Below are 17,143 nucleotides of genomic sequence, written 5' to 3'. Positions count from 1 at the left end.
AATGAACGTTCATCTTAGCCTTTTTTCGATCTGAAGGTAGAAAAATCACCTTTAACAGACGCGAGTTGACATTAAATTAATTTTGTGGTTATGCGATCGCTTTTCCTGTATTATTTAACAATGGGGATATTTTAACTTTTACAGTGATAATTTTAAAATTGAAAATTTATTAGATTTATACACATAAAAAACATTATCACCATTTTTGCTAATTTGCAAGCAACATTACCTTTAAAGACCAAAATTAGCCAAATTTTTGAAAAAACAAATTTTATTGGTTTTATTCGCATTAATAATGATAATTTTTGCAATATTATTAGCAATGAAGTCAACAATATTGAGAAAAATCGATATTTATTGACAGCCATCTCACAATGCTTAACTATTGAGAGATATTAATTTTTGTATATGTATGGCAGTAATTACTAAGACTAAATTAGAGAACAGCGACAAAGCAAAGCTTGATTGAGTAAGATTTGATATTCATCATCATCAACTCGATAAGCGCCAAACCTTTCCAAATGAGGATTCATCATTTGGGCATCAAACAGCACAAATTTTCTTTCTCGCAATCTTTCTACCAACTTCACCATTGCGACTTTAGAACCTTCAGGAATGCGGTAAAACATCGACTCACCAATAAAAGCACCGCCGATCGCAATTCCTAAAATTCCTCCGGCAAGTTCATCACCCAGCCAAGTTTCAAAACTATACGCCCAACCAGCTTGGTAAAGTTCCCAATAAATATCTTGTAACTCAGGTGAAATCCAAGTTGTTTCGCGGTTAGCACACCCCAACACCACAGCTTTGAAATCGCGGTTAATCGCCACAGAAAAACGCTCTTGATTGAGAACACGTCGCAAAGACTTAGGGTAGCGGAATCGGTCATCCAAAGGAATTAAAGTGCGATCGCGACTGCTGTACCACTCCAAGCCATTGCTATCATCAGCCATGAGAAAATAGCCTTGAGCATAGCCTTGAATAATAGCAGCGATATCATATTGCATACGTTAAGCGCAAAATAAAAAAAGCCATCCTCCGCGTCACTCTGCGTATAAGATAAAGAAAATGACTGAACCCATTCGATCAATCACCCTGCCACCGTCAAAAAATCCCCAACAAGAGGGAGAATGGTTGCGAGAAAGCCTGTTGCGGTGGCTAGATACAGAGTTTATCCCCGAAGCCGTCAATCAAATTATCGCCCAACGTGCAGCACAAATTTTTGTCCGCCAACGCATGGAAGGAGAAAATGACCTGGGTTCTCTGGTAATTGCCATTGTCACAGAGATGCAGGCATTTGATTTTTCCAAAAGTTTCTATGGAGAGTTTGCGATCGCCAACGCCGTCAGCGATCTACTCTTAGAAAGTCTCGGAATTGATAAGTGTTGCGGGGAATAAGATTTTGTTAGTGGTTAGTGGTTAGTGGTTGGTGGTTGGTGGTTAGTGGTTAGTGGTTAGTGGTTAGTCGTAAACAACTATCAACTATCAACCAACAACTATCAACCATCAACTATCAACTATCAACCAACAACTATCAACCATCAACTATCAACCAACAACTACCAACTAGACTTAACCACACCAGGCAAAAGACCTTCGTGTGCCCATTCGCGCAGCACGTTGCGAGACAGCCCAAAATCGCGGTAAACTCCTCTAGAACGACCAGTTACCCAACAACGGTTGTGCTGACGAATACGAGCGCTATTGCGGGGTAGCTGTTGAATTTTCCGGTGAACTTCCAACTTATCAAGGGGAGATTCGGTATTGTGGAACTCTTCCAGCAACGCTTCCCGCTTTTGGGCATACTTTTCGGCTATTCTGACGCGCTTTTTCTCGCGCTCAATCATGCTCTTTTTTGCCATATACTTTTTACTTATTTAAAGACAGCATTTTCCATTCTATCAACAAATGGGGCATTGGGCATTGGGCATTGGGCATTGGTAATGAGAGATTCGTTCCATTCCCCATTACCCATTACCCATTACCCATTCCCCATTCCCCATTACCCATTCCCCATTCCCCATTACCCATTACCCATTACCCTTCCTCCCCAGCAGACGGGCATAATTCAGCCAATTGACATGCAACGCAGGCAGGCGATCGCGCTTTACAAATGGCTCGACCATGATAAATTAGTCTAATTGACCAATTTTCCCAATCTGATTGTGGTAATAACTCGATCAAATCTAGCTCAATGCGAATCGGGTCTGTATGTTTAGTTAAGCCCAAACGCTGGCTGAGGCGTGTAACATGAGTATCTACCGTCACCCCAGCATTAATACCATACCCATGACCCAGTACCACATTAGCCGTTTTCCGTGCCACACCTGGAAGCTTTAAAAGCTGTTCCATCTGGTTTGGCACTTGCGAGTTAAACTCGTTGACAATCATCCGACAAGCAGCTTGGATATTCTTCGCCTTATTGCGATAAAAGCCAGTTGAACGCACCAAATTTTCTAACTCTGTCAAATCGGCGTTTGCCAAACTAGCTGCATCCGGAAATCTACCAAATAAAGCTGGTGTTACTTTATTCACGCGCTCATCTGTACATTGAGCAGAGAGAATAGTTGCGACTAGCAACTGTACAGGTGTCGAGTAGTTCAACGAGCAAGTCGCATCAGGGTATAAAAGCTTCAGGCGCGAAAGAATTTCTTGCGCCCGTTGCTTTTTAGATAGCCTTTTGCGAGTAGTGCTTACTGGAATAATTTTTGTACCCACTCCAACTGCGTAGTTTCTTTAACTATCAGAAAAAGTCCTAAACCTAAAAGTAGCACCAAACCAGTTTGCATCACACCTTCTTGAATGCGAGACGGCAGAGGTTTACCGCGCACACCTTCAATCAGCAGGAAAGCCAGTTGTCCTCCATCCAAAGCCGGAAGAGGCAAAATATTGATAATAGCCAGGTTAATGCTGATAATTGCCGCAAATGAAAGCAAATTTGCACTGTCATTAGCAGCCAATTTTGCACCGACTTTGACAATATTAACCGGTCCAGAAACTTGTCCGGCAGTTTGTTGAAAGTTAGTAATCAACTGTCCAAAACCACTCAGCGTACCCACAACTAATTGTTGAAATCTTTTAGCAGCAATGCTAAAAATTTCTAGCGGATTGCGGGGACGACGATAAATGGGTGTACCATTAGCACCAAGTTGAATACCAATCAAACCTTTGCCGTCAGTTCCTTTTTCTGGCGTTAATTTTAGGGTACGTTGTTGATTTTCATGCTGAACTGTCAGTTCAATTGGCTGATTTGGATGATTTTGAATTTCTTTTCTCAGCAAAGTGCTGGAATTTTCCGAAGCTGGGAGTTCTTTACCACCGACAGCAAGAATAATGTCTCTTTCCCTAATTCCCGCTTGGTAGGCGAGGGACTGTTCATTAACAGGCTGCACAAGTACACCAGGCTGGTAGTTGATTTTCTCCGGAATACCAACGATACCCAACTGAAGAACTAGTACTAAGTAAGCAAATATTAAATTTGCTATCACACCCGCACTGATGACGATCGCCCGATCTAAAATTGGACGGTTACGCAGCAGATTCGGGTCATTCGGCGGAATATCACTATCTGGGTCATCATCGGGAAAACCGACAAAGCCACCCAAAGGAAAAGCGCGGACAGCATATTCAGTTTGTGAACCTTGGTATTTCCAAATAATTGGACCAAAACCTAAAGAAAAACGGTTGGCGTAAATACCTTGAGACCGTGCTGCGATAAAATGTCCCAGCTCGTGTACCAAGATGAGAACAGCCAAGACTGCGATCGCTGCTAAAACTGGCATAGAGAAAATTAGTGAACCTATTCAGCTATATATACCTCTATTTTAAAATCTGTCAAAGTTTAGCACTTCTCAAAAGAGGCATATTTTCTCGCTTTGTTGGGAATGGGTAATAGGTAATAGGGCAATGGGCTTTTTTAAGAGGGGGAAAGGGAAAGGGGGAAAGGGAAAAAAATATCCCAGGAGTGATTTAAATCACTCTTTATTTCCATACCTTTACCCTTTACCCTTTAACCTTTTCCCCTCTTAAAATCCCCATTCCCCATTCCCCATTCCCCATTCCCCAACAATCACAACACCTCTCTCCCCAAAAACGGTTGCAGTGCTTTTGGTATACGCACCGTCCCATCTGGTTGTTGATAATTCTCCAAAATAGCTGCCATTGTTCGTCCCACAGCCAAACCAGAACCGTTTAAAGTATGTACGAACTGAGTTCCCTTCTTACCCGCTTCTTTAAAGCGAATATCACCCCGTCGCGCCTGGAAGTCGATAAAATTGGAACAGCTAGAAATTTCTCGATACTTGCCAGATGAAGGCAGCCAAACTTCTAAATCATAAGTTTTGCAAGAAGAAAATCCCAAATCCCCAGTGCATAACTCTACAACTCGGTAAGGTAATTGCAAAGCTTGTAAAATCGCTTCGGCATTTGCCACCAATTTTTCTAATTCCTCAAAGGAAGTGCTGGGTTCAACAAATTTCACCAATTCAATTTTGTTGAATTGATGCAGGCGAATCAATCCGCGCATATCTCGTCCATAACTACCAGCCTCTCGGCGAAAACACGGAGTATAAGCACAATGGTAGATCGGCAAATCAGCCGAATCGAGAATTTCACCTCGGTAAAGATTAGTTACAGGAACTTCTGCTGTAGGTATTAACCACAAATCATCATCAGCACATTTAAAGCTTTCTTCCGCGAACTTAGGTAACTGACCCGTAGCCGTCATCGAATCAGTATTAACTAAAATTGGCGGACTAATTTCTATATAACCAGCTTGAGTCTGGCGATCGAGCATAAATTGAATTAATGCTCTTTCCAATGCTGCACCAGCTCCTATCAGCGTCACAAAGCGACTTTGAGCCACTTTCACCGCTCGTTCTACATTCAGAATACCTAACTTTTCGCCAATTTCCCAATGCGGGAGAATATTCGGGTTTTGAGGAATATAATCATCACCCCAACGGCGTACTTCTACATTCTCTTCCTCACTCTTACCAATGGGTGTAGAGTCGCTTGGCAAGTTAGGAAGCGCAAGTACAAGTTCTTCAATTTTCGCTTTGAGTTCTTTTTCCTGCGGTTCCAGTGGACTCAATTGCTCTTTAATAGATTTGCCCTCTTCCCGCAATGCGAGAATTTCTGCTCCTTTGGGGTCAGAACCAGCTTTGATTTTTTTTGGAATTAAACCTGCAATTTCATTACTACGTGCTTGGAGTTGATTTCGCTTTCCCTCCAATTCTCGCTGTTGCCGATCCAACTCTGAAATAGGCTGAATGTCATACTTATTACCGCGACTATTCAACCGTTCTTGAACTACTTCGGGATTTTCCCGTATTTGCTTAATATCCAGCACAGATTTTCTTAATCTCTAGTCCTATAATCTTCCAGTCCAACACATCAGCATATACTGATTTTGGCTTGCTATGACCGGAAAAGCAAGGGGAGACAAGGAGACAAGGAGAGGGGGAGACAAGGGGGACAAGGGGGACAAGGGGGCAGGGAGCAGGGGAGCAGGGGAGCCAGTGCGGTCTTGGGGTTTCCCCAAGTGGAGCATCTGGCGTGGCAGGGAGCAGGGGGACAAACAGGAATTTCTTCCTTGTCTCCCTTGTCTCCCTTGTCTCCCTTGTCCCCCTTGTCCCCCTCTCCCCATCCCCCACTCCTCATTGCGGTTTGGTAACGCGATTAAGTAGCCAAATCGTCCCCATCAGCCCGATAAAGTGAGCCACAAGGGTTTGGGTATTTGCCTGTACAACAACAATATCCAGGGCACTAATAATTTGAGAAGGATTAATTTGTAAAAGTCCTGAACCTTGTTGCGGTAAAGTTAATGCCTTCGCTAACAATGCCCCAACGATCGCTTCGGCGCCCACTAGCGCTAGAATCAGTCCGACTAAATTGACTATTAACCCCGTCCGTAAAAGTACCATCGTCTCTGCCTTCCGGGGACGGTTGTTAGGATTGCTCGATTGCAGTTGTCTGGCAATTCTGGTATAACGAAAAGCCCAGAATATCGAGCCTGCTAAATTAATTACCGCAGCTACTGCAAAAAATATACCTAAACCAGTTCCCACAGCTGTTTGATTGGCATTCGTGTTGCGAATCAAACTGGCAAACACCAAAATTCCGCTAGCAATTACCCCCAGTACTAACTGCGACCAAAAGCTAATCCATCCTGTGAGACGAAATGCTTGGGCTATTTCCTCTAGGGGTGAGGAAGAAGATTGCGATCTGGGCTTTTGTGACATACCGATCACCAATGTGCGCTTACGCTTGCTAAATTTACTATCACACTTACCAGAAAGGAATTGTGTATCTCAAGTACACAAGTTGTGTATTTAACGCGATGTGCCCTCTCAAGAGCGTATTTCAGCTTTGAAGGCGAGTATCTCACATAGCTTAAATCTTTAGGATTGACACCGGGATAATCACCGGAAAAAAAAGTGTTTATTAAGTTTTAAAAAAAAAACGCATTTTGCCTTTAAAATTGCTTAGATGGCATCTTATGCTTAAGCAGTTCTAACTAGCTCGGCATCACTTGACACAAGGATGGCGGTATATTCGTTGTCTCATCGCTTTTCACCACACCGCAAGCGGGCTTGGGTAGAGGTGTAATTTATTGCGCCTCTAAAACTAGCATACCCGCCCTACGCTTAACCGTAGGAATTGGTGTAATGTTTGCGTTTTGGCAATAAAGCCTTAGTAGCGTTAAATACTTACTAGTCAGGAGGGTAGCACTATATACTAACGACCAAAATTGTAGGTTCAACAACTATAAGGCATTTTTTAGCCATTCACTAACTATGAAACTTGAGGATATATATCAATTCTTTGAGAATCCTCCGCCAACTTACCTCTGTCAGGAACTAGCAGTTTGTTACATTTTGCATATTTTGCTAGAAGGTGAATCCTACGGTACTGAGTTGATCCAGAAATTAGAAAACGAATATCCTACTTATAGGCTTTCGGACACTGTGCTTTACAGTGCGATTAAATTTCTGGAAGACCAAAAGGCAATCACTGGGTATTGGAAGAAACTCGAAGGACGCGGACGCCCTAGACGGATGTACCAAGTTTCCCCAGAATGGCTTTCTTCGGCGCAGGATTTAGCTCGTTTGTGGCAAGAATACATACAGCGGAGGACAAATTAACCAATAATTAATAATGAATAAGTCTCCTCCTCTACAAAAGTAACAATTTCCTATGGATACTACTATTCTGCCATCCACGTTGCTGCTAACTTTGCTGTTGTCGGTCGGGCTATTTTTCTTTATCCGTGCCTCGACTAAAGACCGCATAGAAAAAGCGCAACTAGTGTCCACTCTCGACGAAGATACTTTAATGCCGAAAATAAAGGAGTATTTTCGCTCGCGGTCTTACCGAGTGGCAGCGGTAGACTCTCAACAAAACCAAGTAACGTTTGAAGGGTTTGTCAGACCCAGCTGGTTTTTGGCTTTGTTTTTAACTTTTTTAGCAGCGGCGGGTATTGTTTCTCTATCATTAGTGTTGTCGCTGCTTTTTCCTAACCTGAGTACGGTGTTTCTAGGGATGGTACTGCTTTCACCCTTGAGTGGTATTTATTATTGGAAAAAAGCCGGAAGACTTGAGAAGGTATTGCTCAAACTAGAACCAACTCAAAGCGAAAAAGACTTCTCAAGTAAAATAACTGTAATTGCCCATCGAGATGAACTCAGTGAGTTAGTTCGGGAATTACAGCTAAAATCTGAATAACCGAAGTTTTGAGCATATGAAGATGATTTCGATGTAAGCTGGTGACAAAAAAAGACTTTACCTGGGGGAAAAAGCTATTCAATTTCACTCGTAATGTCGTTAAAAGTTTCTTCTTGTCAAAGCAATAAACTTTCACGCTTGAAACACAACTCACACTTTGTCAGTACGCGCTACTTGTGTTTTGCTTTCGCTTTATTCCCATTACGAGTGAGATATCTAATAATACAAACAATCAACCCTGGCAAACAAGCGCAGTTTGATAGGAGTTGATTGTTTGATATCTTAGACTAGCTCGACTGGCAAATCAGTTGCATTCCTTAAAAAAATTCAAATTTTTAAATAACTGAACAATTTTGCCAGTTAATAATTGTCACAAGCCCCACGAAATCTCTAAGACAACTATTGCTTTTTTAACGGCTAGCCAAAGCTAGAGTTTCTTGACCTGAAGGATTTTCTAATACCCTCAAGCTAGGAAACAGAAAATGGTTCTCTTCTACGTATTGAGCACCAAACAGCCCCTTTTCTGCCCAGAAATAACGGTCTGTGGTGTGTTCATTCCGCTTTACGAGTAGCAAGGCGGGCGGCAATATACCTTCAGCTTGAATGAATTTTCTCGCTGCTGTTACAGGCTTTTCTTCGCCGCTTTCGATGCTATATTGAGGCACATGCTCCAGGATACGTCGCCCTTCTTGGCGACGACGACTCTTCCGTTTGCGTCTCCTTGCCAACCTATTTTCCTCCTCTTTCAAGCTACACAGATTGTAGTTATAGCTACAAAATCCGTCGTCATTATATAAGTTCTAGTTAAAAAAATCAATAGTTTCTTAAGATTTAATACAATAAAAGTAATATCTGTGAATGTAAAGAAATTAAAAGCAGTGAAGTATATAATCCCAAAGAGCAAAGCATTACTTGCAAGTTTTAGTTAAGCTTTATTAAATGAATGAGGGAAAAACTAAGCTGTGTAACTTAATCATCCCTTATATTCTGTAATTTTAAGCAAGATGTGAAAAATGTTAATGTCTGCCAGTTCTGAGTTTATTACTCTGTGCCAAGAGCAAATCGCACTCTTAACCCAAGGGCTGGGAGCAACTTTGAGTGTTGTGTATTTGACGCAAGAATTGGCAGAGGCAACGACAGGTGAAGCAAAACTGATTCCGGTAGTGGTTTACCCGGATACGGCAGTAGTTCGGCGAGAAGACACTGCACCGGCATCAACACGCAAGTCCTTTACAGTAAGAAATGCTTTAGCATTACCGAAACTGAAGCAGAAGTTATTGACACCATCAGCATCGGGAACGTCAAATAACGCACAACCGCCTTTACAAGAAGAATACGTATTAAATGGCAACCAAATCGTTTTACCTCTAATCCACGAGGGTGTAATGATGGGATTGTTGGTGACAGCCAGAGAAGATAGAGGATGGGATGAAAAGGAACGCAGTGAAATTCAACGGATAGCCCAAACTCTGGCGATCGCAATCATTTTAGATCAGCGTCGAGCCTGGTTAGAACACTCGTTGCATCAACAACAAATTATCCAAGAAAAGCAACGAGATTTACTCGATAATCTATTGCACCAGTTTCGCAACCCGCTTACAGCTTTGCGGACTTTTGGTAAACTACTTCTCAAGCGACTGCGATCGGGCGATCCTAACCGGGAAGTAGCCGCGAGTATAGTTCGAGAAAGCGATCGCCTTCAAGAATTGCTGCAACAGTTCGATAAAGTCATTGATTTAACAGCAGCAGATTTAGCACCGTTCAAACTTCCAGACAAACAAGTATTTGTGGAAGCAGCTGTGCAAAACGAGCCGAAACCAGCGCTATTATTACCCGGAAGCGAAGACAAAGAAGCTGACTGCGCTTTAGTCGATATCTTAAATCCATTATTAGCATCAGCTAAAGCGATCGCCCAAGAAAGAAAACTACAACTAATTTGGGAAATTCCACCAAATCTACCTTTAGTCCGCGTCAATTCCAAAACATTACGAGAAGTATTAAGTAATGTTATCGACAACGCATTGAAATACACTTTTGCTGGTGGTAAAATTTTAATTCAGGCAGGACAAGAAAAACCTGACTTTTGCGGAATTGCCATCAGTGACAACGGTCCAGGGATTCCCCAACAAGATTTAGAACATCTTGGAGAACGACATTATCGCGGTGTACAAGCCGAAACAGAAATTCCTGGTTCGGGATTGGGATTAGCGATCGCCAAACAATTAATAGAACAAATGCAGGGCGAAATTGAAGTTTTCAGCCCTGCAATTAACTCAGTTATTAAATCACCCTCAGCACCGGGAACTACTTTTATAATTTGGTTGCCGATTGTTGAGGGTTAGGAGTTGGGTAATGGGTAATGGGTAATGGGTAATGGGTAATGGGTAATTGGTAATTGGTAATTGGTAATTGTCCCCCTGCCCGATGCCCGATGCCCAATGCCCAATGCCCCATGCCCCACTATTTAAGTGAAACTTGAAAGTCTTGATTGATTGTCATTTGTAAATCGGTGTCTGGGTCGATTGCGATTAAGTCAACGCTCTTCTTACCAAAGAATAGACCAACCAAGGCGCCGATACCAGCACCACCCAAGACTTCTTCTGCACGGATAGCACGATCGCCTGTGACAGCAGAGACGGCAGCAGCGGCACCTGCGCCTAGTACGGTATTCTTAATAATTGCCGAAGTACTAGTGCCCTTTTTAACTGTTTCAGTTTTGCTAATTACTTCAGAAGTAGCGTTAATTTGATACTCTTGACCTGAAGGTAAAACCAGTTTCTGAGCAACGAATTGAGAACCACCTTTAACTGGTTTCAGTTGACCGACAACCTGACTACCAGCGGGAATTACAATAGTTCCTTCTTGTGTTACCACATTTTGCGCTACTGTGAGTGTCAAAGGTGCTGTTTCATCCTTGGTGACGAGGATTTTTTCTGCTTTGTCGTACTTGATAGGAATAGCTGTTCCTTGAGGAATTTTTACAGCTACAGGTTTGGGAGTAGTCGATTGACCAGCGACGATGTAAGGTGAGTTAATTGCGGAAACTTGATTGGTGCTAACCAACGCTTGATAGATAAAAGCTGCTACTTGTGCTCGTGTGGTGGTTTGGGTAGGATTGAGGAAGTTAATATTAGGATAGTTGACAACAATTCGCTTTTCAGTTGCTGCTGCGATCGGACTGCGGGCATAACCAGCGATATTAGAAGAGTCGTTGTAATATTGCAGAGTGCTTTGAATATCACTGCTAGCAGAATATTCTAAACCGTTGGCGAGAGAAACTAAAACTTGTTGCCGAGGAATAGCTTGGTTAGGCTCGAAGCGATTGCCGGGATATCCTGATAAGAAACCAGTGGTATAAGCTTCTTGAATGGCGGTGTACGCCCAGTAATTGCTAGCTACATCGTTAAATCGAGTTGCTTCCCGTTTCGGCGCTTTTTGGAAAGCTTTGCGAACCATTGCGGCGAATTGAGCGCGGGTTACTGGTTCTTCTGGGCGAAATGTACCATCAGGAAAGCCTGCGATGACACCTCGCTCTGATAATTTTTGAATAAACTCTCCTGCCCAATAGTTAGAGTTAACATCAGAAAAAGTTGTTTGAGCAAATGATGGAGCAGGTAAAATGAAGGGTGCTACAGTACCTGCTGTTACGCTCAAAGTCATCAGTGCAGCTGTGCTTTGTTTCCAGCTATTTAAACTAAACATTGAATCCGTTCTCCCCACCAATTCTGTTTTTTTCTGTTAATTAGTAAGACAATTCGTCAGAGAAATAGTTCCAAGTATTTCCTGAGTTTTCCCAATAGTTTTAGCTGGCTATAACGGTTATTAAATTGCTATTTTGTAGCCAACTTACAGGCTATTTGCACCCTGTTAAATCAAGTTTATTTAATTGCTTTTTGAGATAGTCACGTTTAAGCATGACAAACTACTCAGTTATGAGCAGTCTCAGCAATGACATAAGTATTTAAACAATCCTTGATATTCAGTAAGACGTGTTGTTGAAAAAATAGTTGCGGAAAAAATTAAATTTTTTTTACTCTTTATGAATTTGGATTCAACCTCCGTGCAAACGTCGTAAAAGCCAATAATATCTAGCTTTGGGAACAATCGGGTATTCAGCGGCATAAATATCATTGTTATATATTAGGTCGCATAAATGACTGATTGCATCCCGTAATATACTTAAATTAGCAGTACAAGTGCGCGGTGAAAGTGGGAAGAAAAAGATACATCGAGTTGCAGCTTTGCAGCTAAGTTCTTCCGGGGGATAGACAATACAAGAGAGTCGCTGATAGCTTGGATAGTGGCAAAGGGTAGTTCGTTGTGCGAGAACCCCGGTTTCTCAAAGAAACCGGGGTTCTGGGTTTGTGCTGAAGTGAAAAAATTAAGCGATCGCCACTTCAACATGTGTGTGCGGCTTATTACAAATAATTAAAGTCACGGCTTAACTAAACTCAAGCCTAGTAATTGCTGCGGGATAGTACCAAATTAGAACGCAGAGTCACATTTAAATCTTGTTCTGGCTTGAGGACGAAGACATCAGTTTGCTTTTTCCGCAACAGTACACTAGCTGCCGCACCAGCTGCCGCACCACCAATTGGTTCTAAGGCTTGAATTCTGCGATCGCCTGTAATTAGTGAAATCGCACTCGCAGCACCCGCACCAATCGCTGCATCTGTTAAAATTCTACCTGTATCCGCTCCTTTGCTGATTTTTTCAGTTCTGGTAATTACCGGAGAAGAAGCATTTATATACTGACGCTGACCAGAAGCAAAAACTAACTCTTGAGCAACGAATTGAACAGCTTTTTGACCGTTTCTAGTTACTGGTTGCAACTGTCCGACAATTTGAGTTCCCGCAGGAACTAATACGTTTCTGCCGCTATCAATAATGTTGGTTGCAACTGTCAGTGTTAAGGGTACAGTTTCCCCAGGAGTAACAACAACTTTATCTTTGTCGTAAGCTACAGGAAATGTTACTCCCGGAGGAATAGATACCGATCTTGATTGACCATAAATGCGTTGTGCGCTAGCAGGTGTGGATACAAACATGGGGACAATAGCACCCGTGCTAATTGCCATTGACATGAGTGCAGCCGTTGCATACTTCCAGCGATTAAGGCGAGTCATAAGAGGGTTTCCGTTTGTTTTTATCATGTGTTTAATGACGTCGATTTACTGAGATTGTTTCTAAAACTTTTTAAACCTGTCTATAGGCATATTCCGAAAGTAAAAGAGTCGCTTTGACGGGAATTTGAGTTTATTGTTCCTTGACACATTTATACTGCTGATAAGCCGAAATAAATCAAGGGCGAGACTTATCAATGACGCAACGTTACCGAAATTGTTCCTGAATGTTTTTTTACTGTCTATGTCCACATATGTATGCCATTGAATAGAGGCGAATCGGCTTACTGCGAACTCTTATTTATATTGTAGACAAATTTGCAATCTTATGCATGAATATTTTGTTTTTACTTTAGATTCTCTACTCAAACATTAGCAGTAAGTACAGATATTGTCTTGATACCTCGGTCAAGGTAAAACGCAAGCGTTCCCGCTTCGGGTTGCCGTAGGCATCGCTTTTCTTGCAATTTGATTTTTTTAGATTATCCAAAAATAGCGTCTGCGTTGCTTGTGCTTTCTTAAAGCCTAATATATATAAACTGTCATCGGAAATATAATTTCCCATTTTTATTCAGAGTGCGATAAGAAAGCAAGCATTTGCGAACAAAGCTTCCGCTACTACTGTAGGATAAAGTTTTTCTCTTGTCTGCTTTATTTATCCCCCCTGCTTTCTTCTCGGTTAACAGTGAGTGCGAAAGCCAGCGGCAGGTTAATTTTTATCTCAAGAAAATAAAAAGTTTTTGCATAACAAGAAAAATATGACGATTAAGATTGTTAATTTTTGTAAAATTAAAGTCTTCAATACTAGAAACATGATTTCCAAATAGCTAAACTATCTTAAGTGCATCTGTACTGTTTTTTATAAAATGTAGATGTGGCGCTATAGCCTCGATGATCCCAGTACAACTAATCCTCAAAAACTTTCTCAGTTACCGTGATGCAACTTTAGATTTTCGCGGTTTGCATACGGCTTGTATTTGTGGTTCCAATGGCGCTGGTAAATCTTCGCTTCTCGAAGCTATCACTTGGGCGATTTGGGGTGAAAGCCGCGCCGGTGTTGAAGATGATGTGATTCATTCTGGCGCGAAAGAAGTTAGAGTTGACTTCACTTTTCAAAACAACCAGCAAATTTATCGAGTTATTCGCACCCGCCCTCGCGGTGGTACTGGCGTTTTAGAATTTCAAGTGGAAACACCTTCTGGGTTTCGCGCACTTACCGGCAAAGGAGTAAGAGCGACTCAAGATGTAATTTTAGAACATATTAAGCTCGATTATGAAACTTTTATTAACTCCGCCTATTTGCGTCAAGGTCGTGCAGACGAGTTCATGCTCAAGCGTCCGAACGAACGCAAAGAAATTTTAGCAGAGTTATTGAAGCTAAATCAATACGATGAATTGGAAGAACGAGCAAAAGAATCGTCTCGTCAGTTTAAAGCAAAGGTAGAAGAATTAGAGCGCTCTTTGGAGTCGAGCAAAACTCAACTGCAACAACGTTCTGCTACACAGGCACAACAAGCAGAATTAGAAGTTGAACTCAATCAACTGCAACAAATACAAGCTTTTGATAATATTCAATTACAAAGTTTGCAAGTTGTCCAGCATCAACGCCAAAATTCAACTGAACAACTGAGCTTTGTCAGGCAACAATACCAAAATCTGAGTTCTGATTGCGATCGCCTGCAACAAGAACAATCAGCAATTAAAAGTCAACTTTCAGATTTACAAACAATCTTAAGTCAAGAAACCCAGATAAAAGCCGGTTACGCGCAATATCAAACGCTGCAATCTCAAGAAGAATCTTTCAGCGCAAAGAGTGCCGAATACACACAGCGAATACAACAGCGTCAACAACTACAACAGCAATTAACCAAACAAGTTAACGAAATCGAACGCCAATTGCAACAAGCGATCGCTCAATTAGAGGTTTTGCAGCAACAAGAGCGAGAAATTCAACATACTCTCACCAATAAAAGCGAAGTTGAAGCCGCTTTAGCACAGCTAACAAAAGCGCGTAACCGAGTTGCTCATTTAGATCAACTACAAATGCAAGTGTCTCCCTTATTGCAACAGCAAGCGACTTTGCAAAGCCAATTAGATCGCTTTGGTGCCACTTTGATAGCGCGTCTCGAACAACTGCACGCAGTAGAAAATCAATTGCAACGCACTTCACGACGCCAACCGCAGTTGCAACAAGCGGTGATGGATGTAAAAACGCAAATTGAAGAATTAGAGAAAAAGCGAGTTTATCTGCAACGAGTGCAGGAAAAAGGACAAGAAAGGCGTCACTTTATCGAACGGTTACAAGCGCAGCAACGAGAATATGAAAGAGTATTGGGAGAACTAAATCAAAAACTACAAATGCTGCAAAATCCGAATGCGCTTTGCCCGTTGTGCGAACGTCCTTTGGATGAACATCACTGGAATCGAGTTGCAGATAAAACTAAAGCAGAGTACAAGGATACCGAAGATCAGTTGTGGGTATTTCGAGAGCAAATGGCATTTTCGGATAGAGAAATTCAGGTACTCAGGCAGGAATACCGGGAAATATCGCAAAAATTGGCGAGTTATGATGCTTTGCGCGAACAAAGAGGACAATTAGCAGCACAACTTCAGTCTACCAGTGATGCGGAAACACAACTACAACAAATTGCCGCCGAAAAACAGCATTTAGAGCGATCGCTTGAAGTTGGCGATTATGCTCCAGAAAAACAACTGGAATTACAGCAATTAAACGAATATCTTCAACAACTAAATTACAACGAACAAGACCACGCTCTCGCCCGCAGTGAAGTTGAGCGTTGGCGATGGGCAGAAATTAAACTTCAGCAGATTAAAGACGCAACCAAGCGAAGTTCGCAAATAGCAGCACGAAAACCACAAATTGAAGCGCAAATTGCCGAATTACAAAGTAAAATTCAGCTTATTCAAACTAATTCTGAATCTGCCAAACAAATTGCGGCTCTTGACCGCCACATTGCCGAAATTAATTACAGTTCCGAGCAGCATAATAATATTCGCACAAGTGTACGCAAAGCGCAATCTTGGGAATTACGCTATCAACAACTGTTGTCGGCTCAACAGCAGTATCCGCAACTTCAAGTCAGATTTCAAGACTTAGAAGCGTCCAGACATGCGAGAATGAGCGAAAAGCAAACAATTGAGCGCCAACTCGAAAGCATCGTTGCCCAACTTGAACAAACAGCAAACCCAACTGCTCAAATTGAAACCCTACAGCAACAAATTGCGGCACGCAGACGAGAACTTGATGAAAAAATCGGGCAATTAGGACGTTTAGAACAAGTTGCTCACCATCTGGAAATGCTGCAAACTCAATTCCTACAACAGCAGCAAGAACTGCAAGAAGCCAAGCGACAACAGCGCGTTTATCAGGAATTAACGCAAGCTTTTGGTAAAAATGGCATCCAAGCACTGATGATTGAAAATGTCTTGCCTCAACTGGAGGCAGAGACAAATCAATTGCTTTCGCGATTGAGCGCGAATCAATTGCATGTGCAATTTGTTACGCAGAAAGCGGGAAGAAGTAGTAAAGCTAAGAAAAATGCCAAGTTGATAGACACTTTAGATATTTTAATTGCTGATGCCAGAGGAACGCGAGCTTATGAAACTTACTCTGGTGGAGAAGCTTTTAGAATTAACTTTGCGATTCGTTTAGCTTTGGCGAAATTATTAGCGCAACGGGCAGGAGCGGCGTTACAATTGTTAATTATAGATGAAGGCTTTGGTACACAAGATGCCGAAGGATGCGATCGCCTGATTGCCGCGATTAATGCGATCGCCTCTGATTTTGCCTGCATCCTCACTGTAACTCATATGCCCCATCTGAAAGAAGCCTTTCAAGCTAGGATTGAAGTCAATAAAACGAAGCTTGGTTCACAGTTGCATTTGTCGATGTAATCATAGCTGTTTTTATCGCTGTCATAAGTTCCGGCAAGCAATTGATTGTATTTGAGTTTATAGCTATAACTCTTGTACTCTGTACATCCAGAAAATTTATACATTTAGATAACAACAAAATGCAAATTTTTATAACAATTTTCAGGCATAAATATTAAGAAATGTCAAGTATTAAAAATTAAAGGTTTTGATATTACAGATTGTATAAATTTTAATTACAGGTAATTAATAATATCAATATAAAATAGACAAATAATAATATAATATTTTCTTATTTTTAACTGTTACCAAAATACAGGTATGGTTTTTGATATTAATTATGTACAATATTATTGAAAAACAGAAAATTCTCAATCAAAATTGGTCAATAATCGGGAATA

The 17,143-nt window shown here is 41.6% G+C and carries 16 protein-coding genes; 6 read left to right on the top strand and 10 right to left on the bottom strand.

Annotated elements, in window-relative coordinates:
• Window positions 1-431: 431 nt before the first annotated feature.
• Window positions 432-1,007: a leucyl/phenylalanyl-tRNA--protein transferase gene (gene aat / locus PI95_RS16465; RefSeq protein ID WP_039741287.1), complete on the bottom strand. Its 576-nt coding sequence runs from the start codon at window positions 1,005-1,007 to the stop codon at window positions 432-434.
• Window positions 1,008-1,068: 61 nt separating this feature from the next.
• Between aat and PI95_RS16460 the strand changes: the two genes are divergently transcribed.
• Window positions 1,069-1,398, top strand: coding sequence for a DUF8822 family protein (locus PI95_RS16460; protein WP_039741288.1), 330 nt, complete (start codon window positions 1,069-1,071; stop codon window positions 1,396-1,398).
• A 161-nt stretch (window positions 1,399-1,559) separates the two neighbouring features.
• On the opposite strand, the gene rpsN is transcribed toward PI95_RS16460, so the two are convergent.
• The 4 genes from rpsN to serS all read right to left on the bottom strand — a co-directional run bounded on the left by rpsN (window position 1,560) and on the right by serS (window position 5,350).
• Window positions 1,560-1,862 (bottom strand): 30S ribosomal protein S14, encoded by a 303-nt coding sequence (rpsN, locus tag PI95_RS16455; RefSeq protein WP_039741291.1) that lies wholly within the window; start codon window positions 1,860-1,862, stop codon window positions 1,560-1,562.
• 175 nt (window positions 1,863-2,037) lie between these two features.
• Window positions 2,038-2,718 carry an endonuclease III gene (gene nth, locus PI95_RS16450; protein ID WP_039741293.1) on the bottom strand — a complete coding sequence of 227 codons (681 nt, stop codon included), beginning with the start codon at window positions 2,716-2,718 and terminating at the stop codon, window positions 2,038-2,040.
• Window positions 2,694-3,782, bottom strand: a complete 1,089-nt coding sequence (rseP, locus tag PI95_RS16445; protein ID WP_039741295.1) for an RIP metalloprotease RseP — start codon at window positions 3,780-3,782, stop codon at window positions 2,694-2,696. The genes nth and rseP overlap by 25 nt, the downstream gene beginning before the upstream one ends.
• A 287-nt stretch (window positions 3,783-4,069) precedes the next feature.
• Entirely contained in the window at window positions 4,070-5,350 is a 1,281-nt protein-coding gene (serS, locus tag PI95_RS16440; RefSeq protein WP_039741298.1) for a serine--tRNA ligase, read from the bottom strand.
• 60 nt (window positions 5,351-5,410) lie between these two features.
• Here serS and PI95_RS16435 point away from each other — a divergent pair, with 60 nt between their 5' ends.
• Entirely contained in the window at window positions 5,411-5,674 is a 264-nt protein-coding gene (locus PI95_RS16435) for a hypothetical protein (RefSeq protein WP_163518940.1), read from the top strand.
• On the opposite strand, the gene PI95_RS16430 is transcribed toward PI95_RS16435, so the two are convergent.
• Window positions 5,658-6,242 (bottom strand): DUF3611 family protein, encoded by a 585-nt coding sequence (locus PI95_RS16430; protein WP_039741300.1) that lies wholly within the window; start codon window positions 6,240-6,242, stop codon window positions 5,658-5,660. The two genes, PI95_RS16435 and PI95_RS16430, sit on opposite strands and share 17 nt — an antisense overlap.
• Window positions 6,243-6,797: 555 nt before the next feature.
• On the opposite strand from PI95_RS16430, the gene PI95_RS16425 reads away from it, so the two are divergent.
• Window positions 6,798-7,145: a PadR family transcriptional regulator gene (locus PI95_RS16425; protein WP_039741302.1), complete on the top strand. Its 348-nt coding sequence runs from the start codon at window positions 6,798-6,800 to the stop codon at window positions 7,143-7,145.
• Window positions 7,146-7,197: 52 nt separating this feature from the next.
• A complete protein-coding gene (locus PI95_RS16420) occupies window positions 7,198-7,725 on the top strand; it encodes a cofactor assembly of complex C subunit B (protein ID WP_039741310.1) in 528 nt (175 codons plus the stop codon).
• 410 nt (window positions 7,726-8,135) lie between these two features.
• Here PI95_RS16420 and PI95_RS16415 read toward each other — a convergent pair whose 3' ends face one another.
• Entirely contained in the window at window positions 8,136-8,453 is a 318-nt protein-coding gene (locus PI95_RS16415) for a DUF3155 domain-containing protein (RefSeq protein ID WP_029633439.1), read from the bottom strand.
• Between the two features lie 285 nt (window positions 8,454-8,738).
• On the opposite strand from PI95_RS16415, the gene PI95_RS16410 reads away from it, so the two are divergent.
• Entirely contained in the window at window positions 8,739-10,067 is a 1,329-nt protein-coding gene (locus tag PI95_RS16410; RefSeq protein ID WP_039741314.1) for a GAF domain-containing sensor histidine kinase, read from the top strand.
• Here the strand turns inward: PI95_RS16410 and PI95_RS35260 are convergent.
• The 3 genes from PI95_RS35260 to PI95_RS16400 form a co-directional block, all read right to left on the bottom strand.
• Window positions 10,036-10,179 (bottom strand): hypothetical protein, encoded by a 144-nt coding sequence (locus PI95_RS35260; protein WP_201280477.1) that lies wholly within the window; start codon window positions 10,177-10,179, stop codon window positions 10,036-10,038. The two genes, PI95_RS16410 and PI95_RS35260, sit on opposite strands and share 32 nt — an antisense overlap.
• A gap of 6 nt (window positions 10,180-10,185) precedes the next feature.
• Entirely contained in the window at window positions 10,186-11,427 is a 1,242-nt protein-coding gene (locus PI95_RS16405; protein WP_039741316.1) for an S-layer homology domain-containing protein, read from the bottom strand.
• 755 nt (window positions 11,428-12,182) lie between these two features.
• Window positions 12,183-12,851, bottom strand: coding sequence for a TraB/TrbI/VirB10 family type IV secretion system protein (locus tag PI95_RS16400; protein WP_039741320.1), 669 nt, complete (start codon window positions 12,849-12,851; stop codon window positions 12,183-12,185).
• 888 nt (window positions 12,852-13,739) lie between these two features.
• On the opposite strand from PI95_RS16400, the gene sbcC reads away from it, so the two are divergent.
• Window positions 13,740-16,763: an exonuclease subunit SbcC gene (gene sbcC, locus PI95_RS16395; protein WP_039741324.1), complete on the top strand. Its 3,024-nt coding sequence runs from the start codon at window positions 13,740-13,742 to the stop codon at window positions 16,761-16,763.
• The last annotated feature ends 380 nt before the right edge of the window (window positions 16,764-17,143 follow it).

It is taken from the genome of Hassallia byssoidea VB512170 (assembly GCF_000817785.2).
Classification (GTDB): Bacteria; Cyanobacteriota; Cyanobacteriia; order Cyanobacteriales; family Nostocaceae; genus Hassallia; species Hassallia carrinoi.
The sequence above is the reverse complement of the archived record's forward strand: the minus strand, read 5'-3'. Positions and strand labels throughout refer to the sequence as shown.

What these genes read in the sequence shown, in the direction of transcription:
- aat (WP_039741287.1), bottom strand. Translation starts at nt 1,007, where the DNA reads ATGCAATATGATATCGCTGCTATTATTCAAGGCTATGCTCAAGGCTAT.
- PI95_RS16460 (WP_039741288.1), top strand. Translation starts at nt 1,069, where the DNA reads ATGACTGAACCCATTCGATCAATCACCCTGCCACCGTCAAAAAATCCC.
- rpsN (WP_039741291.1), bottom strand. Translation starts at nt 1,862, where the DNA reads ATGGCAAAAAAGAGCATGATTGAGCGCGAGAAAAAGCGCGTCAGAATA.
- rseP (WP_039741295.1), bottom strand. Translation starts at nt 3,782, where the DNA reads ATGCCAGTTTTAGCAGCGATCGCAGTCTTGGCTGTTCTCATCTTGGTA.
- PI95_RS16430 (WP_039741300.1), bottom strand. Translation starts at nt 6,242, where the DNA reads ATGTCACAAAAGCCCAGATCGCAATCTTCTTCCTCACCCCTAGAGGAA.
- PI95_RS16425 (WP_039741302.1), top strand. Translation starts at nt 6,798, where the DNA reads ATGAAACTTGAGGATATATATCAATTCTTTGAGAATCCTCCGCCAACT.
- PI95_RS16420 (WP_039741310.1), top strand. Translation starts at nt 7,198, where the DNA reads ATGGATACTACTATTCTGCCATCCACGTTGCTGCTAACTTTGCTGTTG.
- PI95_RS16410 (WP_039741314.1), top strand. Translation starts at nt 8,739, where the DNA reads ATGTTAATGTCTGCCAGTTCTGAGTTTATTACTCTGTGCCAAGAGCAA.
- PI95_RS35260 (WP_201280477.1), bottom strand. Translation starts at nt 10,179, where the DNA reads ATGGGGCATTGGGCATTGGGCATCGGGCATCGGGCAGGGGGACAATTA.
- PI95_RS16405 (WP_039741316.1), bottom strand. Translation starts at nt 11,427, where the DNA reads ATGTTTAGTTTAAATAGCTGGAAACAAAGCACAGCTGCACTGATGACT.
- PI95_RS16400 (WP_039741320.1), bottom strand. Translation starts at nt 12,851, where the DNA reads ATGACTCGCCTTAATCGCTGGAAGTATGCAACGGCTGCACTCATGTCA.
- sbcC (WP_039741324.1), top strand. Translation starts at nt 13,740, where the DNA reads ATGATCCCAGTACAACTAATCCTCAAAAACTTTCTCAGTTACCGTGAT.